Below are 16,651 nucleotides of genomic sequence, written 5' to 3'. Positions count from 1 at the left end.
GGCCGCCGCGTACGTCGCCGACACCGGCGTCGACGCGCTCGCCGTCGCCGTCGGCTCCTCGCACGCGATGACCGAGCGCACCGCCACCCTCGACCACGGCCTGATCACCGCCCTGCGGGACGCCGTCCCCGTCCCGCTCGTGCTGCACGGCTCGTCCGGCGTCCCGGACGACGAGATCCGCGCGGCCGTCGCCGCCGGCATGACCAAGATCAACGTCGGCACGGCCCTGAACACCGCGTTCACCAACGCCGTCCGCACCCACCTGACCCAGGACCCCAAGGGCGTCGACCCCCGCAAGTACCTCGCAAAGGCCCGCGACGCGATGGCGGAGACGGTCGCCGCGTTCTTGCGCCTGATGTGAGAAACGGGCGGCGCCCCACCAAGGGGTGCCGCCCGCTCACGTCGTCAGGTGTGACCGTCAGGGCTCTTCCGTCGTGATCTTCAGCCAGTCGAAGACCGCGTCGCACTGGTTGCCCTGCTCGCAGGACAGCTTGATCGTGTTGTTGCCCTTCTTGAGGTCCACCGGCGCCCACGTGGTCTGCCAGTTCTTCTCAAGGTTCGGGTCGGAGGACTTGATGAAGTTCTTCAGACCGATCGGGCTGCCGTTCGGCTTGTCGTTGACCGACAGCGTCGCGTTGGCGTCCTTCGCGGGGATGGCGTAGCGCACGGACAGGTAGTAGCGGCCCGACTCCTCCACCTCCGCCTGCCAGGTGACCGACGAGCCGAGCGCGTTGAACCCGGTCACGTACGCGCCGTCCGCGCCCTCCGCGCCCTTGATGTCCTTCGCGAGCGCCGCCGTGCCGCCGAGCTTGAGCGTTGCCGCGTCCTGCTGCGGGAGCGCCTTCGGGGTCTCCTCGCCGCCGGACGGCTCGTCGCCCGGGGACTTCTCGGGGGCGGTCGGAGCGCCGGAGGACGGCGTCCCGCCGCCGGCCTTGTCGTCCTTGTCGCCGTTGGTGAGGATCGCCACGGTGATGCCGATCACGACGACCGCGACGACCGCGATCGCGCCGAGCAGCAGCCCCTTGGTGTTCGGCCCGCGGCCGCCCCCGCCGCCCGCGCCGCGCTGCGGCGGGATCGGCGACTGCCGGGTGGCCGCGCCGCCCGGGTACGTCTCGGGCGCGGCGTACTGCGCGTTCGGCTGGCCGTACTGCTGCTGCTGCGGCACCTGTCCGTGGCCGCCGTACTGGCGCTCGCCGACGGTTCTGACCTGGTTGTACGAGGTCCGCGGGACCCCGGGCTGCGCTGCGGCGGCGGGGCCGGGGTAGCCGTAGCCGCCCGAGCGGGGCGGCTGTGCGCCTGCCGCCCGGCCGTCCTCGTACAGGTAGCCGAACGGATCGTCGTCCTCGGGCGTGTTCGCGCCGCTGGTCCCGGCAGCCATCCCCGTCACTCCTATCCATGCTCGCCAGCCGTCGCCGACCGGCCGAGCCTACCCCGAACGGACCACCGTCCGGTGCGGTCCTTGACTTCGGGGCGGTGGGCGGGTCGCGCTATCCGGCCCGGCGGTGGACCTTGGAACGGGATCGCTTCTCGATGTACATCCGCTGGTCGGCGGAGTTGAGGACCTCTTCGACGGTCATCCCGCACTCGGCCCAGCCGATGCCGAAACTCGCACCGACCCGGACCGCCCGGCCGTCCACCCGGATGGGCGGAATGATCGCGTTCCGCAGCCGTACGGCCAGGTCGGCGGCGTCGGCCGCGCCGAGCCCGTCGGCGAGGACGACGAACTCGTCACCCCCGAGGCGGGCGACGGTGTCGCCGTCGCGCACGCCGCGCGTGAGCCGGCGCGCGACCTCGATGAGAACGGCGTCCCCGGTGTGGTGCCCGAACCGGTCGTTGATCGACTTGAAGCCGTCGAGGTCGCAGAAGAGGACGGCGAGGCCCTTGGTGCCGTCGTCGATGTCACCCCCGGCGGGGGCGACGATGTGCACGTGGTGGTCGTAGGGGCCGCCGCCGGGCGGCGCGAAGTCGAAGCCGTCGGCCCGGAAGCCGTGCTCGGGAGCGCCGCCGGCGTACGCGCCGGGCTCCTCGTACGACTGCGGCTCGTACGACTGCGACTCGTACTGCTGCGTCTCGTACGACTGCTGCTCGTACTGCCGGACCTCGTACGACTGGTCCTCGTACGGCTGCGGGTCGTACCCCTGCGCCTGCCCGTCGTACGCCGGCTGCTGGTCGTAGCCCCCGCTCTGCCCGCCGGCGTCGCCGGGCAGCGCAGCCGTGGCGCGCACGCCGTTCGGCCGCTCGCAGAGCCGGGCGCTGAGCCGGGCGCGCAGCTCGGCGCTGTTGGGCAGGCCGGTCAGCGCGTCGTGGGAGGCGCGGTGGGCGAGCTGCAGCTCGTGCCGCTTGCGCTCCTCGATGTCCTCGACGTGGGTGAGCAGGAAGCGCGGCCCGTCGGCGGTGTCGGCGACGACGGAGTTCCGCAGCGACACCCACACGTACGTGCCGTCCCGGCGGGCGAGCCGCAGCTCGGCGCGGCCGCCCTCGGCGGAGGTACGGAGCAGGGTGCCGATGTCCTCGGGGTGGACGAGGTCGGCGAAGGAGTAGCGCCGCATGATGGAGGCGGGGCGGCCGAGGAGCCGGCACAGCGCGTCGTTGGTGCGCAGCAGCCGGCCGTGCTGGTCGCCGCCCATCTCGGCGATCGCCATGCCGGACGGGGCGTACTCGAAGGCCTGCCGGAACGACTCCTCGCTGGCCCGCAGAGCCTGCTGCTCACGCTCCAGCCGGACCAGGGCGCGCTGCATGTTTGCTCGCAGCCGGGCGTTGCTGATCGCAATGGCGGACTGCGAGGCGTACATCTGGAGGGCCTCCCGGCCCCAGGGGCCGGGGTGGCGGCCGTTGCGGGGCCGGTCGACGGAGATGACGCCGAGGAGCTCGCGGCCGCTGCCGGAGGCGTACATCGGCGCGTAGAGGCGGTCCTGCGGATGCCACTCGTCCTCGAAGCGCGGGGCGGGTCCGTCGGTGTGCCACTGGGGGACGTCGTCCTCCATGAGCACCCAGCCCTCGGTGTGCGGTATGAACCGCAGGTCGCCCCAGGACTCGCCCATGGACAGGCGGCGGTCCCACGAGGCGCGGGAGCCGACCCGGCCGGTGATCAGGGCCTCGGCGGCGGGGCTGCCGGCGAAGGCGGCGACGACCAGGTCGCCGTCGGGGCGCACGAGATTGACGCAGGCCAGCTCATAGTTGAGGCCGACGACGATGCCGTCGGCGACGGTCTGCAGGGTGTCCGCCAGACTGCGGGCTGTGTTGAGGTCGGCCACGACCTGGTGCAGCTGCCGCAGGGTCGCAAGACGGACGTAGGGCTCCGACTCGGTCTCCATCGCTCGCTCTCCCCGAGACCTCGACAGCAACTCCAGGTTTCTCATCGGCTACTCGTGCTGCATTGTCTCCGCCACTGAATCACAGCGAGCTGTGCACCCGGTACACAGGGTCAACAATTACTGGGCTGTGTGACTCAAGTCACAGGAGAGGCCGTGACGAGTCCTTGCCGGCCCGGGAGCGCTCCCCCTTCTTCTGCAACGCAAATCGACGGAAGGGACGTCGGGTGTCCTCGCCCCGGACGCCAGACCCTCGCCCGGGACGCCGGTCCTAGGACCCGGCTGGTCCCCTGGCCCGATGCCGCCGCGTCCGGCGCGGGGCTAGCGTGCCGGTGTGCTGCCAACGACCATCGCCCCGAGTCCCGCCGTTCCCGCCTCCGGCATCCCCCATGCTGAGGGGGTGAGCAACGACGAGTTCCGGGCGGCGATGTCCCGGCTGGCGGCCGGTGTGGTCCTGGTGACCGCGCACGATCCGGACGACGGTCCGCGCGGCGAGGACGTCGGCATGACGGCGACGGCCTTCATGTCGGTCTCGCTGGACCCGCCGCTGGTCCTGGTGAGCCTGCGCAACGGCTCCCGGATGGACGACCTCCTCACGGAGGTCCCGGTGTGGGCGGTGTCGCTGCTCGCGGAGAGCCAGCGGCACATCGCGGGCCGGTTCGCGATGAAGGGCCGGATCAGCGACCGGCTGCTGTTCGCGGACGTCCCCTGGACGCGCGGCGAGGTCAGCGGCGCGCCGCTGATGGGCGGGGCGCTGGCGACGCTGGAGTGCCGGACGGAGAACCGGGTGGTCTCGGGCGACCACACGCTGGTCATCGGCCGCGTCCTGACCGCGGCTCTGCCGACGACGGACGGCGGGCCGCTGACGTACTTCAAGGGCAAGTACCGCCACTTGGGCTGACCGCTGACGGCTGACCGCTGACGGCTGACGGCCGACGGCCGACATCACCCGCGGACTGCCTCTGGCATCACCCGCGGACTGCCTCCCGGGGGGCTACCCCCAGTCCCGGCCCTGGCGGCCCTTCTTGGTCTCCGCGCGCTGCTTCTTCTGCCGCAGCCGGCGCTCGTTGATGCCGCGCGGGATCTTCGTGGGACGGCGCGGCTTGGGCGGCGGCGCGGTGGCCTCGGCGAGCAGGGACGCGAGGCGCACCGCGGCGGTCTCGCGGTTGCGCCACTGGGAGCGGTGCTCCGACGCCCGTACCGTCAGCACCCCGCCGACCAGCCGGGACGCGAGCCGCTCAAGGGCTCGTTCCTTCCAGACCGGCGGCAGCGCCTCGGTCGCCGCGAGGTCGAAGCGCAGCTCGACCTGCGAGTCGCTGGTGTTCACGTGCTGCCCGCCCGGCCCCGACGACCGCGAGAAACGCCACATGAGCTCGGCCTCCGGCAGGGAGACCGAACCGCGGATGAGATGGGGACCGGACATGCCCCCCATGTTCCCCGCAGCCGCCCCGGTGCGTCACCCTGTTTTCCGACCGCGCCTCGCTCACTGTGGAACCGGCGCGGCGCCGTCCGCGTTATCCCGTGTGACGACACTGCTAAGAAAGGGACTTCCCATGGCTGTAAGCCTGTCCAAGGGCGGCAACGTCTCCCTCACCAAGGAGGCGCCCGGTCTGACCGCCGTCACCGTGGGCCTCGGCTGGGACGTCCGTACGACCACCGGCACCGACTTCGACCTCGACGCGTCCGCGATCGGCGTCGACCCGACGGGCAAGGTGGCCTCCGAGGCGCACTTCGTCTTCTTCAACAACAAGGCCACGCCGGACCAGACCATCGTCCACACCGGTGACAACCGCACCGGCGAGGGCGGCGGCGACGACGAGCAGATCAACGTCAACCTGGCCCAGCTGCCGCCGAACGTCGACAAGATCGTCTTCCCGGTCTCCATCTACGACGCGGTCACCCGCGCGCAGAACTTCGGCCAGGTGCGCAACGCGTACATCCGCGTCGTCAACCAGGCCGGCGGCGCCGAGATCGCCCGCTACGACCTGAGCGAGGACGCGGCCGTCGAGACCGCCATGGTCTTCGGCGAGCTGTACCGCAGCGGCGCGGAGTGGAAGTTCCGCGCGGTCGGCCAGGGCTACGCCTCCGGCCTGGAGGGCATCGCCCGCGACTTCGGCGTCAACATCTGACGCACGGCGCACTGACGAGGGCGGCCCGGTGCACCCGCACCGGGCCGCCCTACGCGTGCCAGGGCCCTACGCTGCCCCGCCCTGCGCGTGCAAGCCGTACGCGGTGCAAGCCCTCCGCCTGCCCGCCCTCGATCAGGGCCGGTCCGGCTTCCCGTCCCCGTACAGCCACACGTCCCACACCTCGTCGAGGTCCTCATCCGCCACGTCCTCCACGTAGGCGATGAAGTCGTCGGTGGTGGCGTTGCGGTAGCGGTACTTCGCGGGCCAGCCGCGCAGGATCTCGTAGAACGTGTCGTCGCCGACCTGCTGCCGGATCTTGTGCAGCACCATCGCGCCCCGCCCGTACACCGGCGCGTCCGAGATGTTCTCCGCGCCGGGCGGATCGGCGGGCGGGAAGGCCCAGTTGGCGTCGTCGGCGAAGGCCTCCTCGAAGCTCTCCTGCGCCGGGGTGTCCTCGAAGTCCTCGGCGTACAGCCACTCGGCGTACGTCGCGAAGCCCTCGTTGAGCCACATGTCCCGCCAGGTCTTGGGGGAGACGGAGTCTCCGTACCACTGGTGGGCGAGCTCGTGGACGAGCGTCGGGGCGTCGAACGCCGGGCGCGGGAACACGGGGCGGGTCTGGGTCTCCAGCGCGTAGCCGAGGTCCCCGGCCCGGTCGACGATCGCACCGGCGGCGGAGAAGGGGTACGGGCCGAAGTTCTCGGCCTGCCAGTCCAGGATCTCGGGGACGCGGGCGAGCAGCGCGTCGGACTCGGCGTCACGGGCGGACGGGTCGATCGCGGTGAGGACGGGCAGATCGGCGGAGGTCCCGGCCCGCACCTTGGCCGTGCCCGTCTTGTACCCGCCGATGGCGACCGTGGCGAGGTAGCTCGCCATCGGCTCGGGCGCGCTCCAGACGGCGGTGGTCCGGCCGTTCGCGGTGCGCTCGCTCATCAGGCGGCCGTTGGACAGGGCCTTGAGCCCGGCGGGGACGGTGAGCGTGACGGCGTACGTCGCCTTGTCGGACGGGTGGTGGTTGCCGGGGAACCACGTCATGGACCCGGTCGGCTGGCCGACCGCGAGCGCGCCGTCGGCGGTGGGCAGCCAGCCCTCCTTGGAGCCGTCCGCGTCGGTGATCGTCTCGGGGACTCCCGTGTAGGAGATGGTCGTGCGGAACACGGCCCCCTTGTCGATCTCCTCGGACGGCCGCAGCGTCAGCTCGTCGCCGGCCCGGTTGACGGCGGCCGGCTTCCCGTCGACGGCGGCGCTGCGCACGGTCAGTCCGGCCAGGTCGAGGTTGAAGGCGCTGAGGTTCTGCGTCGCGGCGGCGGTGATCTCGGCGGTGGCGTCGATCCGCCGCGTCTTCGGGTCGTACGCGAGGCTCAGCGCGTAATGCCGTACGTCGTACCCGCCGTTGCCGAGCTTCGGAAAGTACGGATCCCGCAGCCCGGCGGCCCCGGGCGTCCCCTCCACCCCGCCGCTGCATCCGGTCAGGGCCAGGACCAGGCCCAAAGCGAGAACCAGCGGGGCGAGGGAACGGGAAGGCATCTCACGATCTTAGGCGGGCGGGGCCGTCGCCCGGGGGACGGCGGGGGCCCGTCGCCCCGGGGGATTCGCTACGCCCCGCCCGTCGCCGCCCGCAGCAGCGCGGCGATGCCTGTGAAGCCGCGGCGTTCGGCGTGGGCGAGGGGGGTGACGCCGTCGGCGTCCGGGAAGGTGGGCGTCGCGCCGGCGGCGAGGAGGAGCTCGACGATCTCGGCGTGGGCGCGGCCGCCGTCGCCGAGGATCACGGCCTCGAGCAGGGCCGTCCAGCCCAGGTCGTTGACGTGGTCGACGTCGATCGCGGTCTCCCGCAGCAGCGCCCGCACGTACTCGACGTGGCCGCGCTCGCTCGCCGGGATCAGCGCGACCCCGCCGAACCGGTTGCGCAGCGTCAGATCCGGTCCGGCCGGGAGCAGCACCCGCATCATCGCGACGCTGCCGGTCACGCCCGTGACCAGCCAGGCGCTGTCCTGGCGGCGGTCCTGTGCATCGGCGTCCGCGCCCGCGTCGACCAGGACGCGCGCGGCGTCCACATGGTCGCCGAGGGCGGCGAGCAGCAGCGGGGAGCGCAGCTCCTCGTCCCGGGCCTCGACCGGGGCGCCGTCGGCGAGGGCGGCGCGCACCGCGTCGGGGTCGCCGTGGCGGGCGGCGTCGAGCAGCCGCAGGTGAAGTTCGTTCGTCGTCATCGTGGTCCTCGTCCTCCGCCCGTGCGTCCGTTTCCGTACCTGTGAGTGGGCTCGTGCCCGGACCCGTACGAGAAAACCGGTGGCGTCCCGTTCGAAGGTCCGGGACGCCACCGGGGTCATCCCGTCGTCCCTCAGTTGTCGAGCGAGGCGACGCCCGCGCGGGCGAACTTCTCGTCCAGGTCGCCGCTCGGGGCGCCGGCCACGCCGATACCGGCGATCGGCGCGCCCTTGACCTGCACCGGCGCACCGCCGCCGAGGAACAGGGTGCCCGGGATGTCCTTCAGGTTCGGGGCGTTCTCCAGGCGCTTGACCAGCTCGGAGGTCGGGGCGTTCCAGGAGACGGCGGTGAACGCCTTCTTCTCGGCGGACTCGGGGGACTGCGGGCCGGCGCCGTCGCCGCGCAGGGTCACGATGGTGTTGCCGTTGCGGTCGACGACCGCGACGGAGACCCGCTGGCCCTCCTTCTCGGCGGCGTCCAGCGTCGCCTGCGCGGCCTCGGTCGCGGCCTCGATGGTGAGGTGCGTGGACTGCATCAGGTTGTCATTGGCGACGTCCGCCTTCATGGCGACGGCCGGCGCGGCCGCCGGGGCGGAGGCGTTCGCGGAGACGGCGCCGAAGGTACCGGCGGCGACGACGGCGGCGGTGGCGGCACCGATCCAGAGCTTCTTCTTCATGGTGGGGCTCCTTCGAAATCCTTGGCGGCGATGGCTCGTTCGCTCTGTCATCCATCCTGTGGCCGCCACCCGCCCCGTACGGTCCCCGGACCGGCTGCCCTCGTCGCGCATGATGGACGACACCCGGGTCAACCGATCGGTTGATGCCGTACTGGCCCGCCGGGGCCACGATGGACACGTACCACCAGGTCAGACGGGTTTCGGAAGGTGAGCGATGGAGCACGACCCGGATGCCCGATGGCTGGCGCGCGTCATGCACGTCGCGTTCTTCCTGCTGCTCGGCGCCTCACTGGTCCGCTTCCTGCTGCGGCACCCCTGGGAGGACCGCAGCCCCTGGATCATCGCGCTGTCCGGGGCGCTCGCCTCGCTGTACGTCCTCGGGCCCGTCCTCGGCACCCGCGCGACCCCGCGCCGCATCGCCTGGCTGGTCACCGTCGTCGCCGTGTGGATGGTCCTGGTCGTCCTCGCGCCGAGCTTCGCCTGGTGCGCCGTCCCGCTCTTCTACACCGGTCTGCGCACCCTGCCGCCGCGCGCCGCGCTCGTCCTCGTCACCCTCCTCACGGTGTTCGTGGTCGCCGCGCAGGTCAAACTCTCCAACGGCGGCTGGGACCCCAACCTGCTCGTCGCCCCGCCCGCCGTCGCCGCGATCGCCACGGCCGTGTTCGTGCACGCCGAGCGGCAGGCGGACCGGCAGCGCGTCCTGATCAACGACCTGATCAGGACGCGCCGCGAACTCGCCGCCATCGAACGCCGCGAGGGCACCCTCGCCGAACGGCAGCGGCTCTCCATGGAGATCCACGACACCCTCGCCCAGGGCCTGTCCAGCCAGCAGATGCTGCTCCAGGCCGCCGACCGCACCTGGGACAGCGACCCCGACACCGCCCGCCGGCACGTCCGCACCGCCGAGTCCATCGCCGAGCACAACCTCGCCGAAGCACGCCGCTTCGTGCACGACCTCGCGCCCGCCGATCTCGCCGAGGGCGGCGGCCTGGAGGAGGCGCTGCGGCTGCTCGCCGCCCGCGAGTCGGCCGGCTTCCGGGTCGACGGCACGGCGCTCCCGGTCCCGGAGCGCGTGCAGTCCGCGCTGCTGCGGATCGCGCAGGGCGCCCTGGCCAACGTCCGCGAGCACGCCGCCGCGACCTCCGCCGCGCTGACCCTCACGTACCTCGACGACCAAATCGTCCTCGACATCGCCGACGACGGACGCGGCTTCGAACCCAGCCGCACCCGCAGCGCCGGCGTCCGCGGCCACGGCCTGCCCGCCATCCGGGCGCGGGTGCGCCAGCTCGGCGGAACGCTCACCATTGAATCCGCGCCCGGCGAGGGCACGGTCCTGTCCGCCGCGATCCCCCTGGAGACGGAAGAGTGACGACGACGGTACGCATCCTGCTCTGTGACGACCACGCCGTCGTACGCGCCGGGCTGCTCGCCCTGCTCGGAAGCGCCGACGGCATCGAGGTCGTCGGCGAGGCCGGCAGCGGCGAGGAGGCGGTCGCCATGGCCGCCAAGCTGAAGCCGGACGTCGTCCTGATGGACCTCCAGCTCGGCCCCGGCATCGACGGCGTCGAAGCCACCCGCCGGATCGCCACGCCCGACGTCCACGTCCTCGTCCTGACCACGTACGACACGGACGCCGACATCACCCGCGCCATCGAGGCCGGAGCCACCGGCTACCTGCTGAAGGCGGAGCGCCCCGAGGAGCTGTTCGCCGCGATCCGCTCGGCGGCCGAGGGCCGTACGGCCCTGTCGGCGCCGGTCGCCAGCGTCGTCATGGACCGCATGCGCGGCGCCTCCCGCCCCAGCCTGACCGACCGCGAACGCGACATCCTGGCCCAGCTCGCCCAGGGCCTGGGCAACCGCGAGATCGCCCGCGCCCTGTTCATCAGCGAAGCCACGGTCAAGACCCACCTGGGCCGCATCTACGCCAAGCTCGGCGTCGACACGCGCTCGGGCGCGGTGGCGGTGGCGAAGGAGCAGCGACTGCTGCCGTAGGGGCGGCTTGCGGCGACGCGGCCCACCGTGAGGCGCGCGGCGGCTCCTGGTGACGCGGCCCACCGTGAGGCGCGGCCCGCCGGTCGTGGGGCGCCCTCCTCCCCCCGTACGTCCCCTCTCCGCCGCGCGGCGGAGGCGGTCCGCCGTACAGGACGAAGACCCCGGCGGCGGGCCCGGCGAGGCTGGACGGCATGACGACACCGACGCCCGCGCCGACCGCCGCCACCACCCCCGACCACGCGGGAACCGACCACCCGACCGGCCACCCGACCGACCAGACGCCGACCGACCACCTGCGGACCGCCCGCCGCGCCGCGCACCTCCTCGCGCTGTGCACCGTGCCCTCCGGGCTGTGGCGACTGGCCATGGCCGCCCAGCTGCCCGTCGGGTACAGCGAGGAGGTGCTGCGCGAGGTCTACGGCATCCCCGGCTGGGGCGTCGCGTACGTCATCGGGCTCACCGTCCTCCAGGAGTGCGCCGCCCTGCTCCCGCTCCTCGCGGTCACGGGCCGCCTGCGCTCCCTCCGCCCCGCCACCGTCGTCCGGGCCGGCCGGATCCTCGCCCTCCTGATCACCCTGTTCTGCGTCAGCCAGCTCGCCCTGCTGTTCTTCGTCACCCCCGACCAGCACCTCTCCCCCACCGGCCACACCCTCTTCCTCCTCGTGTACGCCCCGCTCGCCGCCACCGGCCCACTGCTCGCCCTCGCCACCCGCGCGTACGCCCGGGCGCACCGGCTCCACCGGGCCTGAACCCGACGTGACACCATCGACTACGTGCTCGACATCGGCTACTCCCTCTCCCGTCGTTTCCCGGACCCCCCGCAGACCGACTACCGCCGCGCGGACGTCCACGCCCTGCGCCACGACCTCTTCTGCGGCGACGTCTACCTCGCCGACACGAAGGCGGACCGCGAGGTGTCCACAGCCTGGGGATGGGTCCCGGTGCTCGACTTCGCCTGGGCGCTGTGCGACATCGTCGAACAGCTCGACCGCGACCCGCGCGGCAACCGCGCCTCCCAGCCCCAGCACGCCGAGCTCGACTTCACCGAGTCCAGCGACCGGATGCTCTTCGAGCGCCGCTTCGGCTGGGTCGACGTCGAGGCCGACTGGATGCCGGGCGACGAGGCGCCGCTCACCTTCAACCACACCGCGCTGCGCCGCGAGGCCCGCGACTTCCTTCACGACCTGATCGCCGACCTCACCGACATGCACGAGGGCCTCGCCGACAACCCCGCGATCTGGGACCTCCAGGCCCGCTTCCCGCGAGTCGCGTAACACCACCGGGCCGCGGGCCGCTCAGTCCTCCACCGGGGCCGCGGGCCGCTCAGTCCTCCACCCGCACCCCCAGCGCCGCCGCGAACACCGGTGCCAGATCCACCAGTTGCGCCGTACTGATCACCGCACCCGCCAACGCGTCCACCCCGCGAGCGATCTCCAGCCGCTGCACCGCCCGCAGATCGACGTCCTTCAGCCGCGCCCCGCCGAAGTCCGCCCCGGTCACCACGCAGTCCCGGAACTCCACCCGCTCCAGCACCGCTCCCCCGAAGTCCGGCTCCGCGAGCACGCACCCCTCGAAGACCACGTCCTTCAGCCTCGCGGCCCGCAGATTCAGATAGTCCAGCTTCCCTCCCCTCACCAGCACTCTCTCCAGCACCGCCCCGTGCAGCTGCACCCCGCCCAGCCGCGCGTCCACCACCTCCACGTCCCGCAGCGTCGCCCCCGCCAGGTCCGTCCCCACACCCCGTATCCCGCTGAGCACCGAATCCAGGAACCGCGCACTCGTCAGCCGCGCCTCGTCCACCGCGCAATCCCGCAGCGCGCAGTCCATGAACCGCGCCCCCGCCCCGTCCTGCCCCGCCAGGTCGAGACCCGCGAACTCCAGCCCGTCGTAATCCCCGTCCGGCTCCAACCTCCCCTCGTACGCCGCCAGCGGCGGCAGCCGCACCTCCGGCCGCCGCACCGGCGCCACCGTCTTCCTCTTCGCTTTGCCCGTCACTCCCCCAATGTGACACGCGCCACTGACAACGCCCCCGATGTCACGAACCGCGACCCCTCGGACGTCGCATGCCTGACACCGAGCCGAAGGGGCACAGACATGAACCACAACAGCCGGATCACCGTCATCGGCGGCGGCTTCGCCGGACTCACCGCCGCCATCACCGCCGCCGAGGCAGGCGCCCGCGTCACCCTGCACGAGGCCCACCACACCCTCGGCGGCCGCGCCCGCACCGCCGAAGGCCCGTACAAGACCAACGAGGGCCCGCACGCGCTCTACAACCGCGGCCCGCACTGGACCTGGCTCAAGCAGCGCGACCTCCTCGGCCCGCTCGCGCAGCTGCCGGCCCTGGAAAGCACCCGCTTCCGCATCCACCACCACGGCGCGCTGCGCCGCACCCCGCCGCTCGGCTTCCTCCGCCAGACCCTGCGCAAGGCCGAACAGGCCCCCGTGGACGTCGACTTCCTCACCTGGGCCACCGAGGTCGCCGGCCCCGAGACCGCCCGCGCCGCCGCCAACTACAGCGGCGTCGCGCTCTTCCACCACGACCCCGGCGCGCTGTCCGCCCGCTTCGTCCAGGAGCGGCTGCACCGAGCCGCCTCCCTCCCGCCCGAGGCCAAGTACATCCGCGGCGGCTGGGGCGAGCTCATCGACCGGATGGCCGCCCACGCCTGGAACCTCGGCGTCCGCATCGAGACCGGCTCCCGCCTCGACACCCTGCCCGTCGCCGACGGCCCCGTCGTCGTCGCCACCTCGCTGAGCGCCGCCGCCCGCCTCCTCGGCGAGCCCGTCCTGACCTGGGAGAGCGGCCGGACCGTCCTGTTCGACATCGCGCTGCGCACCCGCAAGGGCGACCCGTTCGTCGTCTCCGACCTCGACGCCCCCGCCTGGGTGGAACGCTTCACCGCCCAGGACCCCACCCTCGCCCCCGCCGGCCAGCAGCTGATCCAGGCACAGCTGCCCATCGGCCCCGACCAGACCAAGGCCGACGGCATCGCCCACGGCGAACGCCTCCTCGACCTCGGCTTCCCCGGCTGGCGCGAGCGCACCGTCTGGCGCCGCGAGGCCGTCTCCCAGGGCCGTACGGGAGCGGTGGACCGGCCCGGCACCACCTGGCGCGACCGCCCGGCGATCGACCGCGGCAACGGCGTGTACCTGGTCGGCGACCAGGTCGCCGCGCCGGGCGTGCTGTCGGAGGTGTCGTTCACCAGCGCCGTCGAAGCGGTCTCGCTCGCCCTCAGGGCCGCACGCCTTGACCTCAAGCACGCTTGAGGTCAAAAGCTGGGCTCATCAACGGGAGAACACAGACACGGCACCCCGAGGAGCCCGCCATGCACGCCATCCGCCTCCACGCCTTCGGCCCCGCCGAGAACCTCACGTACGAGGAGACCGACACCCCGACCCCCGGCCCCGGCCAGGTCCGCATCGCCGTCGCCGCGGCCGGGGTCCACGTACTCGACACGGCCCTGCGAGAAGGCGAGACCGGCCCCCTCCCCGCCCCCGCCGAACTCCCCACCATCCCCGGCCGCGAGGTCGCCGGCACCGTGGACGCGCTCGGCGAGGGCGCCGACCCCGGCTGGCTCGGCAAGAACGTCGTCGCCCACCTCGGCATGGTCCCCGGTGGCTACGCCGAGGCCGCCGTCACCGACGCCACCCGGCTCCACGAGATCCCCGACGGCCTCGACCCGGCCGAAGCCGTCGCCATGATCGGAACCGGCCGCACCACCCTCGGCATCCTCCAGTTCACCGAACTCGGCCCCGACTCGATCGCGATCGTCCCGGCCGCCGCCGGCGGCATCGGCACCCTCCTCGTCCAGTACGCCAAGAACGCCGGCGCCACCGTGATCGGCCTGGCGGGCGGCGAAGCGAAAACGGCCCGAGTCCGGGAGAACGGCGCAGACGCGGCCGTCGACTACACCCGCCCCGACTGGCCCGCGCACGTACGGGAGTTCCTCGGCCCCCGCACCGCCACCATCGTCTTCGACTCCGTCGGCGGCGACACCGGCCGCGCCGCCGTCGACCTCCTCGGCAAAGGCGGACAGCACCTCGTCTTCGGCTGGCGCGCCGACACCCCGCTCACCTTCACCGACGACGAACTCGCCGCCCGCGGCATCACCTCCGAGTCCGTCCTCGGCCCCAAGATGCTCGAGAAGGCGGGCGGCGACATCCGCACCCTGGAACTCCGCGCCCTGGCAGAAGCCGCAGCCGGCCGCCTACGCCCGGCGATCCACCGTTTCCCACTCGCCGAAGCGGCGGCCGCGCACCGAGCCCTGGAAACACGAGGCACGACGGGCAAGGTCGTCCTGATCCCTTAGCGGAAACACCGAGAACGGCCCGGACCCAAAGAGGCGGCCCGGGCCGTCCCCAACGCCCGCACCTACCCACCACTCCCCAACGCCGCCAACGCCTCATCCGTCAGCCGATACACCGTCCACTCGTCCTGCGGCTTCGCCCCCAGCGACTTGTAGAACTCGATCGACGGCGTATTCCAATCGAGCACCGACCACTCCAGCCGCTCGTACCCGCGCTCCACGCAGATCCTCGCCAACTCCGTCAGCAGCGCCTTCCCATGACCCCCGCCGCGCACCTCAGGACGGACGTACAAGTCCTCCAGGTAGATGCCGTGCACCCCGCGCCACGTCGAGAAGTTGAGGAACCACAGACAGAACCCCGCCACCTCGCCGTCCTCGGTCTCCGCGATGTGCGCGTACGCACCCGGACGCTCCCCGAACAGCGCCTCGTGGATCTGCTCCGGCGTGGCCTTCGCCTCGTCCGGCTCCTTCTCGTACTCGGCCAGCTCACGGATCAGCTGGTGGATGACGGGCACATCGGCAGGTGTGGCAGTACGAATCATGTGATCAGCATGGATCCTCGGCAGCCCGCCGGACCAGCGATATCCGCCCGTCGGACAGCGGTAGTACCCTCCCGCCACGCACCCAAGAGGGACAAGAGGACAGCATGAGCAGCACGGACACGGTCAACGGCGGCATCTCCTTCTGGTACGCCCAGGAGGGCGCCCCCATCCCCCGCGAGCCGCTGCCCGGGGACGCCACGGCCGACGTCTGCATCGTCGGCGGCGGGTACACCGGCCTGTGGACGGCGTACTACCTCAAAAAGGCCGTCCCCTTCCTCAACATCACCGTCCTGGAAGCCAAGTTCTGCGGGTACGGCGCCTCCGGCCGCAACGGCGGCTGGCTCTACAACGGCATCGCAGGACGCGACCGCTACGCCACGCTGCACGGCCACGAGGCAGCCGCCCGCCTGCAGGAGGCGATGAACGCGACGGTCACGGAAGTGATCGACGTCTGCGCGGCCGAATCGATCGAGGCGGACATCCACCGAGGCGGCGTCCTGGAAGTCGCCCTCACACCCGCCCAACTCACCCGCCTCAAGGAGTTCCACGCCCGCGAGATCGCGTTCGGCGAGAAGGAACGCGAGCTCTTCGGCGCCCGTGAGACGGCCGAACGCATCCGCGTCTCCGGTGCCGTCGGCTCCTCCTGGACTCCGCACGGCGCCCGCCTCCACCCCGTCAAACTCGCCCACGGCCTCGCGGCAGCCGTCGAAGCGCTCGGCGTGACGATCCACGAATCGACCCCGGTCACCGAGATCAAGCCCAAACACGCCGTCACCCCGTACGGCACCGTCCGCGCCCCGTACATCCTGCGCTGCACCGAGGGCTTCACCGCCTCCCTCGCCGGCCAGCGCCGCACCTGGCTCCCGATGAACTCCTCCATGATCGCCACCGAACCGCTCTCCGAAGACCTCTGGTCCGAGATCGGCTGGAACGGCCTGGAGACCCTCGGCGACATGGCCCACGCCTACATGTACGCCCAACGCACGGCAGACGGCCGCATCGCCCTCGGCGGCCGGGGCGTCCCGTACCGCTACGGGTCGAAGACCGACAACGACGGCCGCACCCAGCCCCAGACCATCGACGCCCTCCGCGAGATCCTGGTCCGCTTCTTCCCCCAGCTGGCAGGGGTACGGGTGGACCACGCCTGGTCCGGCGTCCTCGGCGTCCCCCGCGACTGGTGCGCCACCGTCACCCTGGACCGCTCCACCGGCCTCGGCTGGGCCGGCGGCTACGTGGGCTCCGGCGTCGCCACCGCCAACCTGGCCGCCCGCACCCTGCGCGACCTGATCCAACAGGACTCCGGCCAGTCCGGCCCGACGGACCTCACCACCCTCCCCTGGGTCAACCACAAGGTCCGCAAGTGGGAACCGGAACCCCTCCGCTGGCTGGCCGTCCAGACCATGTACGCCGCCTACCGCACGGCCGACCACAAGGAAGCCACGTCGAACACGGCCACAACGTCCCCGGTAGCCCGCCTCGCCAACCGCCT

General features: G+C 72.5%; 18 protein-coding genes. 10 read left to right on the top strand and 8 right to left on the bottom strand.

All coding sequences use genetic code 11. The features are described from left to right. The coding region (locus VIU94_RS37285) for a class II fructose-bisphosphate aldolase (protein WP_331918771.1) at positions 1–361 on the top strand (361 nt) is incomplete at its 5' end. Positions 362–418: 57 nt separating this feature from the next. Here VIU94_RS37285 and VIU94_RS37280 read toward each other — a convergent pair. Together VIU94_RS37280 and cdgB are read right to left on the bottom strand one after the other, a co-directional pair. Beyond that, positions 419–1,378, bottom strand: a complete 960-nt coding sequence (locus tag VIU94_RS37280) for a CBM35 domain-containing protein (protein ID WP_331918769.1) — start codon at positions 1,376–1,378, stop codon at positions 419–421. Positions 1,379–1,487: 109 nt separating this feature from the next. Next, positions 1,488–3,314 (bottom strand): diguanylate cyclase CdgB, encoded by a 1,827-nt coding sequence (gene cdgB / locus VIU94_RS37275; protein ID WP_331918767.1) that lies wholly within the window; start codon positions 3,312–3,314, stop codon positions 1,488–1,490. A gap of 331 nt (positions 3,315–3,645) precedes the next feature. Here cdgB and VIU94_RS37270 point away from each other — a divergent pair, with 331 nt between their 5' ends. Beyond that, positions 3,646–4,212: a flavin reductase family protein gene (locus tag VIU94_RS37270; protein WP_331918765.1), complete on the top strand. Its 567-nt coding sequence runs from the start codon at positions 3,646–3,648 to the stop codon at positions 4,210–4,212. Positions 4,213–4,305: 93 nt separating this feature from the next. Here VIU94_RS37270 and arfB read toward each other — a convergent pair whose 3' ends face one another. Continuing rightward, positions 4,306–4,743 carry an alternative ribosome rescue aminoacyl-tRNA hydrolase ArfB gene (arfB, locus tag VIU94_RS37265; RefSeq protein WP_331918763.1) on the bottom strand — a complete coding sequence of 146 codons (438 nt, stop codon included), beginning with the start codon at positions 4,741–4,743 and terminating at the stop codon, positions 4,306–4,308. A 121-nt stretch (positions 4,744–4,864) separates the two neighbouring features. Between arfB and VIU94_RS37260 the strand changes: the two genes are divergently transcribed. Next, positions 4,865–5,440, top strand: coding sequence for a TerD family protein (locus VIU94_RS37260; RefSeq protein WP_331918761.1), 576 nt, complete (start codon positions 4,865–4,867; stop codon positions 5,438–5,440). A 132-nt stretch (positions 5,441–5,572) separates the two neighbouring features. Here VIU94_RS37260 and VIU94_RS37255 read toward each other — a convergent pair whose 3' ends face one another. The 3 genes from VIU94_RS37255 to VIU94_RS37245 form a co-directional block, all read right to left on the bottom strand. Further along, positions 5,573–6,967, bottom strand: a complete 1,395-nt coding sequence (locus VIU94_RS37255) for a M1 family metallopeptidase (RefSeq protein ID WP_331918759.1) — start codon at positions 6,965–6,967, stop codon at positions 5,573–5,575. 68 nt (positions 6,968–7,035) lie between these two features. Next, complete coding sequence (locus tag VIU94_RS37250; RefSeq protein ID WP_331918757.1) at positions 7,036–7,647, bottom strand: ankyrin repeat domain-containing protein; 612 nt, start codon at positions 7,645–7,647, stop codon at positions 7,036–7,038. 131 nt (positions 7,648–7,778) lie between these two features. Further along, complete coding sequence (locus VIU94_RS37245) at positions 7,779–8,321, bottom strand: GlcG/HbpS family heme-binding protein (protein ID WP_331918755.1); 543 nt, start codon at positions 8,319–8,321, stop codon at positions 7,779–7,781. A 214-nt stretch (positions 8,322–8,535) separates the two neighbouring features. Between VIU94_RS37245 and VIU94_RS37240 the strand changes: the two genes are divergently transcribed. From VIU94_RS37240 to VIU94_RS37225, 4 genes are all read left to right on the top strand, one after another. Further along, positions 8,536–9,690 (top strand): sensor histidine kinase, encoded by a 1,155-nt coding sequence (locus VIU94_RS37240; protein ID WP_331918753.1) that lies wholly within the window; start codon positions 8,536–8,538, stop codon positions 9,688–9,690. Further along, complete coding sequence (locus tag VIU94_RS37235) at positions 9,687–10,313, top strand: response regulator (protein WP_331918751.1); 627 nt, start codon at positions 9,687–9,689, stop codon at positions 10,311–10,313. Before VIU94_RS37240 ends, VIU94_RS37235 begins: the two co-directional genes overlap by 4 nt. Positions 10,314–10,504: 191 nt before the next feature. Next, a complete protein-coding gene (locus VIU94_RS37230; RefSeq protein WP_331918749.1) occupies positions 10,505–11,062 on the top strand; it encodes a hypothetical protein in 558 nt (185 codons plus the stop codon). Between the two features lie 24 nt (positions 11,063–11,086). Continuing rightward, positions 11,087–11,587 (top strand): hypothetical protein, encoded by a 501-nt coding sequence (locus tag VIU94_RS37225; protein WP_331918747.1) that lies wholly within the window; start codon positions 11,087–11,089, stop codon positions 11,585–11,587. A 49-nt stretch (positions 11,588–11,636) separates the two neighbouring features. Here the strand turns inward: VIU94_RS37225 and VIU94_RS37220 are convergent, their stop codons facing one another. Next, entirely contained in the window at positions 11,637–12,317 is a 681-nt protein-coding gene (locus VIU94_RS37220) for a pentapeptide repeat-containing protein (protein ID WP_414721074.1), read from the bottom strand. A 90-nt stretch (positions 12,318–12,407) separates the two neighbouring features. Between VIU94_RS37220 and VIU94_RS37215 the strand changes: the two genes are divergently transcribed. Next, on the top strand, positions 12,408–13,580 hold the full coding sequence (locus tag VIU94_RS37215; RefSeq protein WP_331918743.1) for an NAD(P)-binding protein: 1,173 nt from the start codon (positions 12,408–12,410) through the stop codon (positions 13,578–13,580). Between the two features lie 59 nt (positions 13,581–13,639). Continuing rightward, positions 13,640–14,623, top strand: a complete 984-nt coding sequence (locus tag VIU94_RS37210) for a zinc-binding dehydrogenase (protein WP_331918741.1) — start codon at positions 13,640–13,642, stop codon at positions 14,621–14,623. A 62-nt stretch (positions 14,624–14,685) separates the two neighbouring features. Here VIU94_RS37210 and VIU94_RS37205 read toward each other — a convergent pair whose 3' ends face one another. Beyond that, positions 14,686–15,162: a GNAT family N-acetyltransferase gene (locus tag VIU94_RS37205; protein ID WP_331918739.1), complete on the bottom strand. Its 477-nt coding sequence runs from the start codon at positions 15,160–15,162 to the stop codon at positions 14,686–14,688. A 104-nt stretch (positions 15,163–15,266) separates the two neighbouring features. On the opposite strand from VIU94_RS37205, the gene VIU94_RS37200 reads away from it, so the two are divergent. Continuing rightward, positions 15,267–16,651 (top strand): NAD(P)/FAD-dependent oxidoreductase (locus tag VIU94_RS37200; RefSeq protein WP_331918737.1); only part of this gene is annotated, 1,385 nt, incomplete at its 3' end.

Origin of the sequence: Streptomyces sp. (genome assembly GCF_036566765.1) — a bacterium.
Lineage (GTDB): Bacteria > Actinomycetota > Actinomycetes > Streptomycetales > Streptomycetaceae > Streptomyces.
Note: the sequence above shows the minus strand (reverse complement) of the source record. Positions and strands in the feature narration are given on the sequence as shown.